Origin of the sequence: Rhizobium sp. YS-1r (genome assembly GCF_000757525.1) — a bacterium.
In the GTDB taxonomy this organism is placed as follows: domain Bacteria; phylum Pseudomonadota; class Alphaproteobacteria; order Rhizobiales; family Rhizobiaceae; genus Neorhizobium; species Neorhizobium petrolearium.
Map to the genome: position 1 here is coordinate 412,165 of NZ_JPYQ01000055.1, position 14,980 is coordinate 427,144.

Here is a 14,980-nt window from a genome sequence, read left to right on the forward strand (position 1 = left end):
CGCCTAGATGTAACTGCGCAGAAGTTCGGTCAGGCAGAGCATGGCCATCGCCTGTCCATAAGGCATGGAAGTCAGCTTGATCTGCCGGTAGAAATCGAGGTCGTGGCCCATGGCAGTGCCGAAGGACACCTGCTGCAATTCGCCGTCGGGACCGATGTTGTCGATGACCCCTTTCATGGCGCGTTCGGCGGTTTCCAGATAATCCTTGGTAAGATATCGCTTACGCACACCTTTCATGAGGCCGTAGGCGAATCCGGCCGTCGCCGATGCCTCCAGATAGCTCGATGGGTCGTCGATCAGCGTATGCCAGAGGCCTGACGCGTGCTGGTATTGCTGCAGGGACGTTGCCTGGCGCCGAAGCAGCGACACGAGATGACGACACAGAGGATCGCTCTCCTTCAGGTCCAACAACTCGATGAACTCGGGAATGGCGATTGTGATCCAGCTATTGCCGCGGGCCCAGCGGGCGCGGGCGAAATTGTGATTGCCGGCGAAGGTCCAACCGTGAAACCAGAGGCCGGTCTCCGTGTCGCAGAGATATTGGGCATGGACCAAGAACTGGTATTTCGCCTCCTCGACGAATTCCGGGCGATCAAGGACAAGGCCGATCTTGGCGAGCGGCAGCACGCTCATCATCAGCGTGTCGTCCCACATCTGCTGGTCGTTGACGTTGTTGTAGACAATGTGCTGAAGGCCGCCTTCGCGGGTCCGCGGCATGTCATGCATCACCCACTCGGCCCAGGTCTCCAGATAAGGCCGCCAGTGCGGGTTCTGTTTGAGTTCGTAAAGATAAGCCAGTGTCAGGAAGGGGGCCATGGTGTTGACATTCTTGGTGGGCGTGCCCCCTTTCAGCCGGGCGTCGAACCAGTCCGTGATGATGCCCATCGTGTCCTGGTTACCGGTCAATTGCCAATACTTGAACAGGCCATAAAGGCCGATGCCGTGGGTCCATTCCCATCCGGCCCAGCCCTTCGTATCGATGACACGTCCGTCATCGAGGCGCAGGAGGAATTCGCCGGTACGATCCTCGATATGGATGAGGTTGTCGGTCAGCCGATCGATGAGATCGCACACATCATTGCGCTGGATAAGGGGTTGCTTCTGCCTCAGCAGCGGATGCATGTCTGATGTTCTCCCCAATATTTCGGAACGCTATTCCGGAAATTAGGAAACCATACTCCTAAAGGCTTTTCAACCTTGTTTTTTGCTGCTTTGTGCGATGCTGCAAAAGCTCATGGACCTGCCCGACCACGTCTTGACATAGGCGAGGTCAAATTTCAGAATATGATTTCGAAAAATCCAGAACACTTAAAATGTCAGACCCCAGCTCCAAAACGGAAAATGTTGCCGCTGTCCTCAAGGTCTTCGCCGTTGTGGAGGCTCTTGTCGAGGAAAAGAGGGTAAGTCTTGCTGACCTCGCTCAGCGGGCGATGACATCCAAGACGACCGCGCATCGCTTGCTGCAGACGATGGTAGACCTCGGTTATGTGGAGCAGGATCCGGAGACGGAGAAATATGGTCTGACACTGAAACTGTTCAGTCTCGGAGCCAGATCCTTGAATGAACAGGCAGACCTGTTGCGGGCAGCCGACAAGGCGATGGGTAAGCTTTCCCGAGCCACGGGCGAATCCATCAACCTCGGCATTCTGGATGATCGGGACCAGAAGGTCGTCTACATCCATAAATATGATTCCGCCTACAGTCTTTCGATGAAGTCGACGCTTGGACTTCGCAATCCACTGCACAGTACCTCGCTCGGAAAGGCGTTGCTTGCCTGGCGAGACGACGATGAGCTCCGCGAGCGGCTGGGCAAGATGGAACTGATCAAACTGGCGCCTCGGACCATCACGGATCGGGAAGAACTGTTCGCCCAATTGCGACTCACCCGCGACCGAGGCTTTGCCGAAGAAGTGGAAGAGAGCGAGACGGGCGTGCGCTGCATGGCGGCGCCAATCTTCAATTATATGGGCAAGCCGATCGCTGCCATGTCGATTTCCTTTCCCCTCTTTCGCTTCGATGAAGGAAGGAAGTCGGAATATGTGAACCTGCTCACAACCGCGGGCATGACAGCTTCCAGCGCCCTGGGCTACCGGCCGAAGAGTTGAGATGATGTGCAGTCGTTAGCCGAGAGCTACGCCATTGGTCGCCACGTAGACGGAGTAAAGGGAGGTGGTGGCGGTTATGAACAGGCGGTTTCTCCGCTGTCCGCCAAAAGTGAGGTTCGCCACCGACTGCGGCACGAGAACCTTGCCGAGAAGCCTGCCTTCCGGTGAGAAGCAGTGCACGCCATCTCCAGCGCTCGTCCAGACATTGCCTTCGACGTCCACCCGGAAACCATCCGGCAGACCATTGTCGAGACTGCAGAAGACTCTGCCATTGTTGAGCCGCTTGCCCTCGATGACATCAAAGACACGGATATGGCGGGGTGCCTTGACGTCATGGCTTGACGCCGAGTCCGCCACATAGAGCTTTCTTTCGTCGGGCGAAAAAGCGAGGCCGTTCGGCTGGCCGAAATCGGTCACCACAGCTTCGAGTTCTCCTGTCTCGGGATCGAGCCGGTAGACGTTGCGCGTCTCCTGTTCGGGCTCCGACCGATAGCCCTCGTAGTCCGACTTGATGCCGTAGGTCGGGTCGGTGAACCAGATGCTGCCATCCGAGCGCACGACCACGTCGTTTGGTGAATTGAGCTTCTTGCCCTGATAGCGGTCTGCCAGCACCGTCAGTGTGCCATCGATCTCTGTGCGGATGACGCGGCGGCCCCCATGCTCGCAGGAAATGAGCCGACCCTGTCGGTCGCGCGTGTTGCCGTTCACGAAATTGGAGGGCGAGCGGAAGATCGAAACCCCGCCGTCCGGTGTCCAGCGTAGCATTCGCTGGTTGGGGATGTCGCTCCAGATCAGGCAGTTGAGATCGGAAAACCAGACCGGTCCCTCGGCCCAGCGGCACTCTGAATAAAGCTCTTCGAGGCGCGCGCTGGAGACGATCAGCTGTCGAAAACGTTCGTCGTGGATTTCGTAAATGGAAGGCGTTTGCGGCATGGTTGTCGTCCGATTGGGAGGGTGTTTCATCGGGTGGATTGGCGGCCGCCGGCCATGAGGATGACGGCAATGATGATGAGGCCGGTGAGGATAAGGCGGAACCCCGCGCCGAAACCATAGGTGTTCAGCATCGATACCACCAGGAACATGAAAAGCGAGGCGCCCCAGATGCCCGGAATATTGGAATTGCCGCCAGCGACCGCAGTGCCGCCAATAACGACGACCGCAATCGACATCAACAGGTATTCCGCTCCCATGTTAAGCGCGGCACCGCCCGAGAAGCTGGCGAGCAGATAACCGCAGATCGAGGCGAGCACGGCGCAGAGCATATAGGTCACAAGCCGTGTGCCATCGACGGGAATACCGGTCATCCGGGCCGCGAACGTGCTCTGTCCGATCGCCGATATCCAGCGGCCGTAGATGCTTTTTTCCAGCAGCAACCATGCGATAGCGGAAAGGGCGAGGGCGACGATTGCCACGTTCGGGATGCCGAAGAGGCTGGATGTAGTGAAGCTTGCAAGAATTTCCGGGGGCTTGATGCGCAGGCCCCGGTTCGCCCAGATCGCCGTCGACTGAACGATGAAGCTCATGGAGAGCGTCGCGATGATCGGCGGGATGCGAAGCAGTTTTATAAGTGCGTAGTTGCCGATGCCGATCATGGTGCCGAGCAGAACGGAGAGCAACAGGCCGACGACGATCATGCTGTCCTGAACATCCATCAGCTTCAGTGCCAGCGTACCGGAGAGTGTCATGGTGGCGGGCACCGAAAGGTCGATATTGCCGGGACCAAGCGTGATGACGAACATCTGACCGATGCCGACGATGACCGAGAAGGCGGCGAAGGTGAGGGCCGCTTGAGACAGGCCGAGCGAGCTTGCACCGCCGGTGAAGAGCACCGTAATGATCCAGACCGTGATTGTGGCGACGAAGGACCAGATCCAGGGCTTGGAGAGAATGAGGCGGGGCGCGTTCATTGAATTTTCTCCCGCCGCTCCAAACGGTTCAGGAAGAGGCGCAGCGCCAGCACGACGATCAGGATCGCGCCTTGCGCACCGATCTGCCAGTCCGGCGAAATGCGCATGAAGGACAGGAAGGAGCCGGCCAGCGCCAGAGTCAGCGCACCGATGACGGCCCCGATCGGCGAAACCCTGCCACCGACGAACTCTCCGCCGCCAAGGATCACTCCGGCGATCGACAGCAATGTGTAGCGGAGAGCGATGTTGGCGTCGGCCGAGGTTGTCAGGCCGACGAGCGCGATGCCCGAGAGTACGGCGAAGACAGCAGCCAGGGCATAGGTCGCGGCCCGGATGCGGATCACCGACCAGCCCGCACGCTCGACAGAGCGGAAATTGCCGCCCACGCCACGGATCAGCACGCCGAAGGAAGAGCGCATGATGAGGAAATGGGTGACGGCCGCGATCACGACGCTCGCAACGATTGCCATCGGCACGAAGGGCGGCTTCGAGGTCATCAGCCAACGCACCCAGCCCGGCGCTTCACCGCCCGGAGACGGTAGCATCAGCACGGCAAGGCCGCCCCAGAAGAAGCTCATCCCGAGAGTCACAACAATCGAGGGGAGTTCCCGGACATGGATGATCACACCCATGGCCGCATAGGCGGCGATCGCACCCAGGAAGATCAGGACGCCGATTAGGGGCGAAGCTTGCAGGAAGGTCGCCGTGACGCAGGCACAGAAGCTGACGAATGTACCCATCGACAGGTCGAGGTCGTTGACCGCCATGATCAGCATCTGCGCCACGGTCGCGAGCGCGATCGGCACGGCGAGATTGAAGAGCAGATTGAGACCCGTATAGCTCATGGCGCGCGGCTGCATGTAGAAGACGGCCGCGAGCAGCAGTGCGAGCGACACTGCGGGGATGATCAGGCGGAGGGTGCCGGAGGAAAGCTTCATGCAGCCTTCTCCTCGCTGAATGACGCGGCCAAGATGTTCTTTTCGGTGATGTCATCACGAACAAGCTCGGCGACGATTGCGCCTTCGCGGAAAACATAGACCCTATCGCAGAGGCGTATTTCGTCCATTTCGGTCGAGTACCAGACGAAGGTTCGGCCTGACATCGCCTCGGTGCGCAGGATTTCGTAGACTTCCTGTTTGGTGCCGACATCGACTCCCCGCATAGGGTCGTCCATCAGCACGATCCCTGCCGTCGTTGCCAGTGCCCGGGCGAACAGGACCTTCTGCTGGTTGCCGCCTGAAAGCGACAAGATGCGGTTTTGCATGTCGGGGGTACGGATCTCGATACGTTTCTTCCAGTCTTCCCCGAGCCTGTCCTCACGACTGCGGTCGATCATGCCGCGGGAGGAGAGCTCTCCAAGCGAGGTAATGCTGAGGTTTTTCAGGATGCTCCACAGCGCAAACGTACCGTTGAGACTGCGGTCGCCCGCCACAAACGCAGTTTCCCGTCGACGGGCCGCCCACCAGTTGCTGTTACGAGAGAGATAGAGCTCGAGAAGCGCCTCCGTCTGTCCGTGGCCGCCGAGGCCCGCGAGACCGACGATCTCGCCACGATAGGCTTCGAAGGCCAGGCCATGGCCGCGCCGGGGCGACATCGAAAGAACCGGCGAGCCTGCTTTCATGGCGGTTGAACGTTGCCACTCCCGCTCGCGCACCACGCTGCCCATGGCTTCAACGAGGCTGCGGCTATTGAATTCGAAGGCCACGCGATCAGCGACAACGCGTCCATCCTTCATCACCACGATACGGTCGGAAGTCGAAAGGATTTCGCCCAGGATATGGGAGATCAGCAGGACTGAGCCGCCCTCGGCGACGAAACGGCGGACATAGGCCATGAGCTGAGCCGCAAGCCCGGCATCCAGCGACGACGTCGGTTCGTCGAGGATAACGAGCTTCGGTCTTGGGCCGACGCCGGCGAAGCTGATGGCGATCTCGACCATTTGCCGCTCGGCGATCGAGAGATCATCGATCGTACTGTCACAATCGATGTTGTGACGGGGGAATATCTCCTTGAGCTGCGCCTTGATGAGGGAGAGCGCCCGACTGCGCCAGTTCCAGCCTTTAAGGTCTCCATGCATGATCCTGACGTTCTCGCTGACCGTCAGGTTGGGGCAAAGCGACAACTCCTGGAATACGCACCGTATCCCATTGGCACGCGCCGCCGAAATCCCGTGCTGCTCGGCATCGCCGCCATAGCTGACGGTGCCGGCATGTGGGGTGAGGCTTCCGTTAATCACATTGACTATGGTCGACTTGCCTGCGCCGTTATGCCCGACCAGACCCACACACTCGCCGGCGTGTATGGTGAGATCCACGCCGTCCAATGCCTTGACGGCGCCGAACGTCACCTTGATGCCTCCAGCTGCAACCACCTCTGTTTTCGGCATTACGTCAGTCATATGGCGTTCGTCATGGAGAGTTGGTCGGCAGGCCGGTGAATATCCGGACGCGGCTTTGAGCTGCGCCGCGTCCGATCTATAGGGCCGCTGGCGCTATTTAGCGCTTGCGATCACCTTCTGGGCGTCTCCCAGCGTGTATTCGACATTCGCTACGCCGCCCTTCTGGGTGCCGGCGAGGTTGGTTTCGAGGTTATCCTGGTCGATGCGCAGGAAGGGAACGACGAGATCTTTCTTGACTTCTTTCCCGTCGAGGATCTGCTGAGCGACCCAGAATGCGAGCGTCGAGACGCCCGGCGCGATCGAGACGGACATCGTCTCGTAGCCGTTCTTGTCCTTCTGCTGTTTCCACCAGACGAGTTCGTCTTCGCGATTGCCCATCACGATGGTCGGAGTCGGGCGATTGGCCGCGGCAAAGGCCTGAGCGGCGCCATAACCGTCCCCGCCCTGAGTCACCACGGCTGCGATTTCGGGAAGGCTCGGCAGGATGCCCGCGACCGCGCGCTGCGCAACGTCCTGCGCCCAGTCTCCGTTGACTGACCCCACGACCTTGAACTGCGGGTTCTTCTTGACGCCCGCTTCGATGCCCGCATGGATTTCGTCATCGACCGAAACGCCGGCCAGACCGCGGATTTCGAGAAGGTTGCCGCCCTTCGGGAGTTTCTTTGCAAGATAGTCCAGCTGGCTCTCACCCATTGCCTTGAAATCGACGGCGATCCGCCAGGCGCAGGGCTCGGTCACGATGCCGTCGAAGGAGACGACGATGATGCCGGCGTCACAGGCTTCCTTGATCGCGCCATTGAGAGCGGTCGGAGACGCCGCATTGACGACGATCGCATCATATCCCTGCAGAATGAGGTTCTGGATTTGCGCGGCCTGTTCGGTCGCCTGGTTTTCTGCAGTGGTGAACGGATCAGCTGCTGCAACGACGCCCTTGGCGACGGCATCCTTGGTGATCTTGTCCCAGCTTGTCAGCATGGCCTGTCGCCAGGAATTGCCGGCATAATTGTTTGACAGGGCGATTTTCTTGTCGGCGGTGTCGGCCAGGGCGGAAATCGGCCCAGCGACGCAAGCGACGGCGACAGATGCAAAAAGCATCTTTCTGATGATCATGATTTCCTCCCTAGCACCCACGAGATCTTCTCCGTTCCGCTCCTCAACGGTATTTCGGAGATAGTGATTGCACTGAGCTTCATTTGCCCAGTAGAGCGAGCATGGAGGAGAAATCAGGTGTTGTATAGGCGCATTCAAGCAACCTTTTTGCGGGTATTCGCGCAGAATCTGCGGGTTCCCGCAAGACAAGTCCGACAGCAAGGCGCTTAATGAGGTTGAGGACTGGGAGGAGGTCCGACATGCTCGATTCGGCCCGAAGCACGCTTTTCGACCGCTATCTTGGTATCTCGCGGCTGCTGGCGGGCCAGCTCGATTTCCATTCGATCATACAGGCGGTCGCCGCCGAGATCAGTCACATCATTCCGCACGACCATCTCGATGTCTGTATCAAGATGCTGGACGGCAAATATCACATCGCCTACGAAAGCGGCCTTGAAACCGCCTGGAGCAGACAGCCGCCGGCGCTGCTGACCGGTAGCCCGATCCGGACCCTGTTGTCGGGTGAAGTCGATTTCCTGCTGTCACCAGACGCCTGCTCCGACCCCCGGTTTCACTTCGAAGGAGCCTTTTCGAGCCCGATCATAGAACTGTCGTTGCGCAGCCGTCTGCATGTGCCGCTGAGGGTGCAGGGCGATATTATCGGTGCGTTGAGCTGCTCCATCCACGAGGCTGACAGCTATACGATGCAGGATGTCGAGAATGCTCGTTCGATCGCTGACCTGCTCGCTCCCTATTTCTTCGCCTTACGTGCCGCCGAGCAGGCCAAGCATTCGGCGATCGTTGAGGCCGAAGCGCGTGCCCGCGAAGAGGGGCTCAGACTCGGCGCCTTGAAACTGACCGAGGCGCTGGAGATCGAACGGCAGAGGATCGGCATGGACCTGCATGACCAGACCCTTGCCGACCTGACGCGCCTGACGCGGCGAATGGAACGGCTGACGAGCCTTTCGGAAATATCGGGTGAAACGCTGGAACCGCTCTGTCGCATGTTGCAGCAATGCCTTCACGACCTTCGCCAGATCATCGAAGAGGCGAAACCGTCGGTTCTGCAACTGTTCGGAGTGACGGAGGCGATCGAAAACCATCTCGATCGTTCCGTGCGCGAGAGCGGTCTGCCAGTCGAGTGGAGGATACTCGATGAGAGCGACGGGGCGCTTCTCAATATCGGGCAGACGGTGGCGACGGCGCTTTTCCGGATCGTCCAGGAAGCCGTCAACAACGCGATTCGCCACGGGCAACCCACATCAATCCTCGTGCATCTGCGCACATTCGAACGGATGTTATCGATCGAGGTAATCGACGATGGCGGAGGGATAAAAAAGCTGCGTGACAGGGCAGGCCATGGAATTGATAACATGAAAACGCGCGCACGCTTGATTTCCGCGCGGTTTGAAATCGGGCGGAACACCGGCGGTCGGGGGACAGTGGTTAGAGTAACGCTGCCGATCGATCAGAGCGACACTTCGGAGAACTTACCATGAAAGTGCTGATCGTCGAGGATGATCCGCTGCATCGGTCCTACCTGCATGAGGCAGTGCGTGCCGCACTGCCGGAATGCGACATGGTGCTGGAGGCGGAAAACGGTCTAAGCGGTGAGATCGAGGCCCGAAAGTCGCGCATGGAACATGTGATCATGGACCTGCAGATGAGCGAACGCAATGGCATCGAAGCGGCCAGAACGATCTGGCGGGAGAGGCCAGATACCAAAATCCTGTTCTGGTCCAACTATTCCGATGAGGCCTATGTCCGGGGTGTTTCAAGGATCGTTCCGGAAGGGGCGACCTATGGCTATGTCCTGAAATCCGCATCGGATGAGCGGCTGAAGTTGGCTCTTAGAAGCGTCTTCATGGAATCCCAATGTGTGATCGATCGCGAAGTGAGGGGAATTCAGCAGAAAAGCCTCGGAAACGCCCACGGATTGAGCGACGCGGAATATGAGATTCTGGTGGATGTAGCACTTGGCTTGACAGACAAGGCAATCGCCCAACGAAAGAAGCTTTCACTGCGAAGCGTTCAGAACCGCCTGCAGCAGCTTTATGAAAAGCTTGATATCTATCAGATACCGAACGCGCAGAATGAAGGCTGGTACAATCTCAGAATGCGAGCCGTCGCCGTGGCGCTTCTTCGAAAGATCTTGAATACAAGCGCACTGGAAAGGGCGGAACGCGAGTTACGAGATTTTGTACAGTCCTGATTGGATAGGCGCCGGCGCAGATTTCGCATCCAGTGACCTCGTTTCTCCCTTGGCTGTCGATTGGTTTGCGGCCGACCGACATTGATGTTGTTCTGCCGTCACTATTTTGCAGCGACTAAGTTTTGTGACGGATTTTCGAAGGAAATCGCCTTCCAGTATCGGCGATCTTCCCCTAGCAAGGTCGCGCGTGAATTTCATCAAGGAGGAGAGCCATGAAGATCACCAGACTGGAGACTGTGCGGGTGGCGGAGCGCTCGAACCTGCTCTGGGTTCTCGTCCATACTGACGAGGGAATCACAGGTCTCGGTGAAACCTTCTTTGGTGCGGAAACGGTTGAAAGCTATATCCACGAATATGTCGCGCCGCGCGTGATTGGCCGCGATCCGCTGCAGATCGATCTCCTCGCGCAGGACCTTGTCGGTTATGTCGGCTTCCGGTCATCCGGAGCCGAGGTACGCGGCAATTCCGCCTTCGACATCGCGCTCTGGGACATCTTTGGCAAGGCGACAGGCCAGCCGATCGCGCAGCTTCTCGGTGGTTTCACCCGGAGTGAAATCCGCACCTACAATACCTGTGCAGGCACCGAATATATCAAGAAAAACACTGGCCAGGCGACAGCCAATTACGGACTGACGGGCGGCACGGCCTATGACGATTTGAACGGCTTCCTGCATCGCGCCGACGAATTGGCGGAGTCGCTGCTCGAAGAGGGCATCACAGCAATGAAGATCTGGCCCTTCGATGCGGCTGCCGAGAAGACCAAAGGCCAGTATATCTCCGCTTCCGATCTGAAGCTTGCGCTTCAGCCGTTCGAGAAGATCCGCAATGCAGTCGGCGACCGGATCGATATCATGGTGGAATTCCACTCGATGTGGCAGCTGCTGCCGGCCATGCAGATTGCGAAGGAGCTGGCGCCTTATAAGACCTTCTGGCACGAAGATCCGATCAAGATGGATAGCCTTTCCAGCCTGAAGCGTTACGCCGAAGTGTCGCCGGCGCCGATCTCGGCTTCCGAAACGCTCGCAACGCGCTGGGGTTTTCGCGATTATCTTGAAACTGGCGCGGCGGGCATCGTCATGCTCGACATTTCCTGGTGCGGCGGGCTCTCCGAGGCGCGCAAAATAGCGTCCATGGCTGAGGCCTGGCATCTGCCGGTCGCTCCGCATGATTGCACCGGTCCGGTCGTTCTCTGCGCCTCCACCCATCTTTCGCTCAATGCGCCGAATGCGCTGGTGCAGGAGAGCGTCCGTGCCTTTTATCGCACCTGGTATCGCGATCTCGTGACGGCGCTGCCGGAGGTGAAAAACGGCATGATCACCGTGCCGCCGGGACCTGGTCTCGGCATGGCGCTCAATCCAGAGCTCGACCGTGCCTTCACCGTCAGCCGCCGGACCTCTGAAGCATCCGATCTCTAAGGTGAATCCGAATGAATACTTCGACCGCGACGGCGCTCAGGATCACGAGCATGACCGGCCCGTTTCTCATGCTTCTCGGCATGCTCATGTTCGCCCTGAACGATGCGATGGGGAAGTGGCTTGTCGCGAGCTACGGGCTCGGCCAGGTCATCCTGATCCGCAGTCTTGCTGCGCTTGTTATCCTTGTTCCCATGGTCTGGATGGCCGGTCTGAGCAATCTTCTCAGTGTCGACCGACCGGTTATGCAGTTTGCCAGGGTGGCGTTCTCAACAGCCGAGGTCTTCTGCTTCTATTACGCCGTTATGTATTTGCCGCTCGCAGACGTCATGACCTATTGGCTGGCTGCGCCCATCTATGTGGCGGCCGCCTCGCCCTTCCTGCTTGGAGAGAAGGTCGGCTGGCGGCGCTGGACGGCAATCGCCGTCGGCTTCATCGGCGTCATCATCACGCTCGAGCCTTCCAGCGCCATGTTCACGATGCCGGCGATCATCTCGATTGTCGGCAGTGCGGCTTTTGCGTTCATGCTGATTTCCGGCCGCTTCCTGCGGGGCACGCCGGACAGCACCCTCGTCTTCTTTCAGGTCGCGGGTGCAGGCCTGGCTGGCCTTGTGTTCGCGCCGGTGGACTGGTCACCGATCGCATCCAGCCGTGATCTCGTCCTTCTCGGACTGCTCGGCATCGTCGCCATGGCCGCACATATGCTGGTGAACCGGGCGCTCAAGATATCCGACGCAGCAACTGTCGCGCCGCTTCAATATACATTGCTGCTCTGGGCAGTGGTTTTCGGCTGGATTTTCTTCGGCGATGTGCCCCGTTTCGGCATGCTGATCGGGGCCGCGCTGATCATCGCTTCCGGTCTGTTCATCTTCATTCGCGAGCAGATGCTCAAGAAACGCGAGACAGTCCTGCCGTCCATCCCCGAATAAAAGCAGGAAGCCTGCGGTGGTGAAACCGCAGGCTTCCGATTGTCGAGTGGCTTGTCGCTTACTTGCCGCGGATCTGCTTCAATTCGGCGAGAATGCCGTCGACGACATCCGCCCCAATCTCCGCCTTGTGCTTTTCGTAGACGACCATGGACTTTTCACGGATGCGCTCCTGCTCCTCGGGGGAGAGCGCATTTACCTCGAGGCCTTCCGCCTTGATCTTCTCCAGCGACTTCTTGTTGAGTTCCTGGATGACCTTGCGCTCCTCATCGCGGCCGACAACCGCGCATTCACGCAGGGCAGTCTGTTCTTCCGGCGTATAGGTGTTGAAGATGGCTTTGGAGAAGAGGAACAGGAACGGCGTATAGGCGTGGTTCGTCTCGGTCACATATTTCTGCACTTCGAAGAATTTCGACGTATCGATCGTCACGTAGGGGTTTTCCTGTGCGTCGATTGCCTTGGTTTCAAGTGCGGAGAAGACCTCGCCAAAAGCCATCGGCGTCGCATTGGCGCCGAGATTCTGGAAGGTGTCGAGGAAGATATTGTTCTGCATGACGCGAACCTTCATGCCTTGCAGATCTTCCCATTTGTTGACCGGGCGGACCGAGTTGGAGAGGTTCCGGAAGCCGTTCTCCCAATAAGCCAGATTGACGAGGCCGGCGGCATCGAGCTTCTCGTTCATCATGTCGCCGAACTTGCCGTCGAGCACCTTGTAGGCTTCCTCGGAATTGGCAAAGAGGAATGGCAGGTCAAAGACGCCGAGCGCCGGGACGATCCCCACCAGCGGCGAAGACGAGGTTACGACAGCCTCCTGCACGCCGGAACGGAGAGCCTGGGTGGCCTGAAGGTCGCCGCCCAGCGCGCCGCCCCAGAAGGCGGTGAGCTTCAGCTTCCCGCCGGATTTCTCATCAAGGCATGTCTGCATCGCGTTGATGCCGTTGCCGACCGGGTGGTCGGCATTGATGCCGTTCGAGACGCGGATATTGCGCTCGTTGAATTCGGCGAAAGCAGGCGCTGCGGCCGAAACGGCAAAAGCGATTGCGGTTGTTGCTAGAAGCAGTTTTCTCATATTGTCCTCCCATTGGACGGTTGCTTTAACAGGTTGAACTTATGACGGTCAGCGCAGCCATTGAGCCGGCACGATGACAATGTCCGGGAAAAGCACCAGGAGTAAGAGCACGATCGTCTGTGCGATCAGGAACGGCCCTACGCCTGCAGTGACTTTTCCAAGTGGAATACGGGCGACGCCGCTGACGACGTTGAGCACGACGCCAACTGGCGGCGTGATGAGCCCGATACAATTGTTCATGATGAACAGAACCCCGAAATAGACCGGATCAATGCCCGCCTGCTTGATGATCGGCATCAGGACCGGTGTCAGGATCAGGATCGTCGGAGTCAGATCGAGGGCTGTGCCCACGATCAGCACCAGAACCATGATCGCGAACATCAGCAGTCTCGGCCGATCGATCAGCGGTTCGATATAGCCGGTGATTTCGGCGGGTATGTTTGCCGCCGTAATGAGCCAGGCCGAGACGAGAGCGGCACACACAAGGAACATTATGACCGCAGTAGTCTTTGCCGCCTGGAGAATGACGTGCGGCAGGTCTCGCGGCTTCAGTTCCCGATAAATCACCATCCCGACGAACATTGCATAGGCTGCTGCGATGACCGCCGCTTCAGTGGGGGTCACGACGCCTGCCTTGATGCCTCCCAGGATGATAACCGGCATGCCCAAGGCCCAGGCGGCCCGGCCTGTCGCCCGCAGACGTTCGCTCATCGATGCCTTGGGAAGCGCTTCGATATTGTCCTTGCGAACCACCCACAGCCAGGTGACGATCAATGACAGGCCCATCAGAATGCCCGGAACGATGCCGGCCATGAAGAGCTGCGTAATCGAAACGTTGGCGGCGACACCGAAAACGATAAAGGCCATGGAGGGCGGGATGACGGGTGCAATAATTCCGCCGGCAGCGATCAGGCCGCCGGAGCGGGGGACGTTATAACCGGCCTTGGCCATCATCGGGATCAGGATGGCGGCAAGTGCTGCAGTATCTGCAGCAGCCGAACCCGATATGCTGGCCATGATAAGGGCTGCGACAATGGCGACGATGCCGAGGCCGCCGCGGATATGGCCGACACAGGCAATTGCGAAATCGATGATACGACGCGAGAGCCCGCCTGAGTTCATCAGCTCACCGGCGAGAATGAAGAAGGGAATGGCAAGCAGCGTGAAGGTGTCTGCGCCTGCGATCATGTTCTGGGCGATGATCTGCGTATTGAACATCCCCATGTACCACATGAGAACGACGCCGCAGAACATCAGGGAGAAGGCGACCGGCACGCCGATCGCCATTGCGGCAAGCAAGGAACCCACAAAGACGAAGAGGGTCATCAGGTACGCTCCGCCAATTGCTCGATCGTCAGGTTTTCGCCGGCAAAGGCGGCAATCTCGTCCTCGCTCACGCGGCCCGTCAGCAAGCGGACCAGGCGTCCAAGAGCAATGAGCGTGCAGCCGGCACCGGTGAAGAAGCCGATGCCATAGACCCAGGCCATCGAGAGCCCGGTCACCGGGGCGGCCATGCTGGCGTTGATGGGGAGCTGGTTCCAGGTACCCCAGAAGAAGATCGCCGAACACAGGACGATGACCAAGTTCGTCAGAATCATGCAGACGATGCGTCCGGAGCGACCGAGAAGCGCTACCAGAGTTTCCACACCCAGATGACCGTATTCCCGGAAGGTCACCACCGCGCCGATGAATGTCAGCCAGACGAAGAAGTAACGGGACATTTCGTCCGACACCGTCAGGCCGGAATTGAATGCGTAGCGGAGCACGACGTTCACGAAAACCATGAGTGCCATGCCCGACAACAGGAAGATCAGCAGCAGTTCCAGAAACTTATAAAAAAGATCGATCGTCTTTTGCATTCG

14 protein-coding genes are annotated in these 14,980 nt (G+C 58.7%); 5 read left to right on the forward strand and 9 right to left on the reverse strand.

Annotated elements, in window-relative coordinates:
• Positions 1-3 precede the first annotated feature (3 nt).
• On the reverse strand, positions 4-1,122 hold the full coding sequence (locus JL39_RS24725; protein WP_037156948.1) for a glycoside hydrolase family 88 protein: 1,119 nt from the start codon (positions 1,120-1,122) through the stop codon (positions 4-6).
• Between the two features lie 191 nt (positions 1,123-1,313).
• On the opposite strand from JL39_RS24725, the gene kdgR reads away from it, so the two are divergent.
• A complete protein-coding gene (gene kdgR, locus JL39_RS24730) occupies positions 1,314-2,105 on the forward strand; it encodes a DNA-binding transcriptional regulator KdgR (RefSeq protein WP_037156950.1) in 792 nt (263 codons plus the stop codon).
• Between the two features lie 15 nt (positions 2,106-2,120).
• Here the strand turns inward: kdgR and JL39_RS24735 are convergent, their stop codons facing one another.
• The 5 genes from JL39_RS24735 to JL39_RS24755 all read right to left on the reverse strand — a co-directional run bounded on the left by JL39_RS24735 (position 2,121) and on the right by JL39_RS24755 (position 7,520).
• A complete protein-coding gene (locus JL39_RS24735; protein ID WP_037156951.1) occupies positions 2,121-3,038 on the reverse strand; it encodes an SMP-30/gluconolactonase/LRE family protein in 918 nt (305 codons plus the stop codon).
• A 26-nt stretch (positions 3,039-3,064) separates the two neighbouring features.
• Positions 3,065-4,012, reverse strand: a complete 948-nt coding sequence (locus JL39_RS24740) for an ABC transporter permease (RefSeq protein WP_037156955.1) — start codon at positions 4,010-4,012, stop codon at positions 3,065-3,067.
• The gene (locus JL39_RS24745; protein WP_037156957.1) at positions 4,009-4,950 is read right to left on the reverse strand and encodes an ABC transporter permease; all 942 of its coding nucleotides are present in this window, start codon (positions 4,948-4,950) and stop codon (positions 4,009-4,011) included. Before JL39_RS24745 ends, JL39_RS24740 begins: the two co-directional genes overlap by 4 nt.
• Entirely contained in the window at positions 4,947-6,410 is a 1,464-nt protein-coding gene (locus JL39_RS24750) for a sugar ABC transporter ATP-binding protein (protein ID WP_037156959.1), read from the reverse strand. Before JL39_RS24750 ends, JL39_RS24745 begins: the two co-directional genes overlap by 4 nt.
• Positions 6,411-6,503: 93 nt before the next feature.
• Positions 6,504-7,520, reverse strand: coding sequence for an ABC transporter substrate-binding protein (locus tag JL39_RS24755; protein ID WP_037156962.1), 1,017 nt, complete (start codon positions 7,518-7,520; stop codon positions 6,504-6,506).
• Positions 7,521-7,759: 239 nt separating this feature from the next.
• Here JL39_RS24755 and JL39_RS24760 point away from each other — a divergent pair, with 239 nt between their 5' ends.
• The 4 genes from JL39_RS24760 to JL39_RS24775 all read left to right on the forward strand — a co-directional run bounded on the left by JL39_RS24760 (position 7,760) and on the right by JL39_RS24775 (position 12,052).
• Positions 7,760-8,998 carry a sensor histidine kinase gene (locus tag JL39_RS24760; protein ID WP_037156964.1) on the forward strand — a complete coding sequence of 413 codons (1,239 nt, stop codon included), beginning with the start codon at positions 7,760-7,762 and terminating at the stop codon, positions 8,996-8,998.
• Positions 8,995-9,711, forward strand: a complete 717-nt coding sequence (locus tag JL39_RS24765; protein WP_037156966.1) for a response regulator transcription factor — start codon at positions 8,995-8,997, stop codon at positions 9,709-9,711. The genes JL39_RS24760 and JL39_RS24765 overlap by 4 nt, the downstream gene beginning before the upstream one ends.
• 212 nt (positions 9,712-9,923) lie before the next feature.
• Positions 9,924-11,126: a mandelate racemase/muconate lactonizing enzyme family protein gene (locus JL39_RS24770; RefSeq protein ID WP_037156969.1), complete on the forward strand. Its 1,203-nt coding sequence runs from the start codon at positions 9,924-9,926 to the stop codon at positions 11,124-11,126.
• A gap of 50 nt (positions 11,127-11,176) precedes the next feature.
• A complete protein-coding gene (locus tag JL39_RS24775) occupies positions 11,177-12,052 on the forward strand; it encodes a DMT family transporter (RefSeq protein ID WP_081952988.1) in 876 nt (291 codons plus the stop codon).
• A 58-nt stretch (positions 12,053-12,110) separates the two neighbouring features.
• Here JL39_RS24775 and JL39_RS24780 read toward each other — a convergent pair whose 3' ends face one another.
• Genes JL39_RS24780 through JL39_RS24790 form a run of 3 tightly spaced genes read right to left on the reverse strand, consistent with a single transcriptional unit; the run spans position 12,111 to position 14,977 of the window.
• Positions 12,111-13,118 (reverse strand): TRAP transporter substrate-binding protein, encoded by a 1,008-nt coding sequence (locus JL39_RS24780; RefSeq protein ID WP_037156973.1) that lies wholly within the window; start codon positions 13,116-13,118, stop codon positions 12,111-12,113.
• 48 nt (positions 13,119-13,166) lie between these two features.
• Entirely contained in the window at positions 13,167-14,444 is a 1,278-nt protein-coding gene (locus JL39_RS24785) for a TRAP transporter large permease subunit (protein WP_037156975.1), read from the reverse strand.
• A complete protein-coding gene (locus JL39_RS24790; protein WP_037156977.1) occupies positions 14,444-14,977 on the reverse strand; it encodes a TRAP transporter small permease in 534 nt (177 codons plus the stop codon). Before JL39_RS24790 ends, JL39_RS24785 begins: the two co-directional genes overlap by 1 nt.
• Positions 14,978-14,980: the final 3 nt, after the last annotated feature.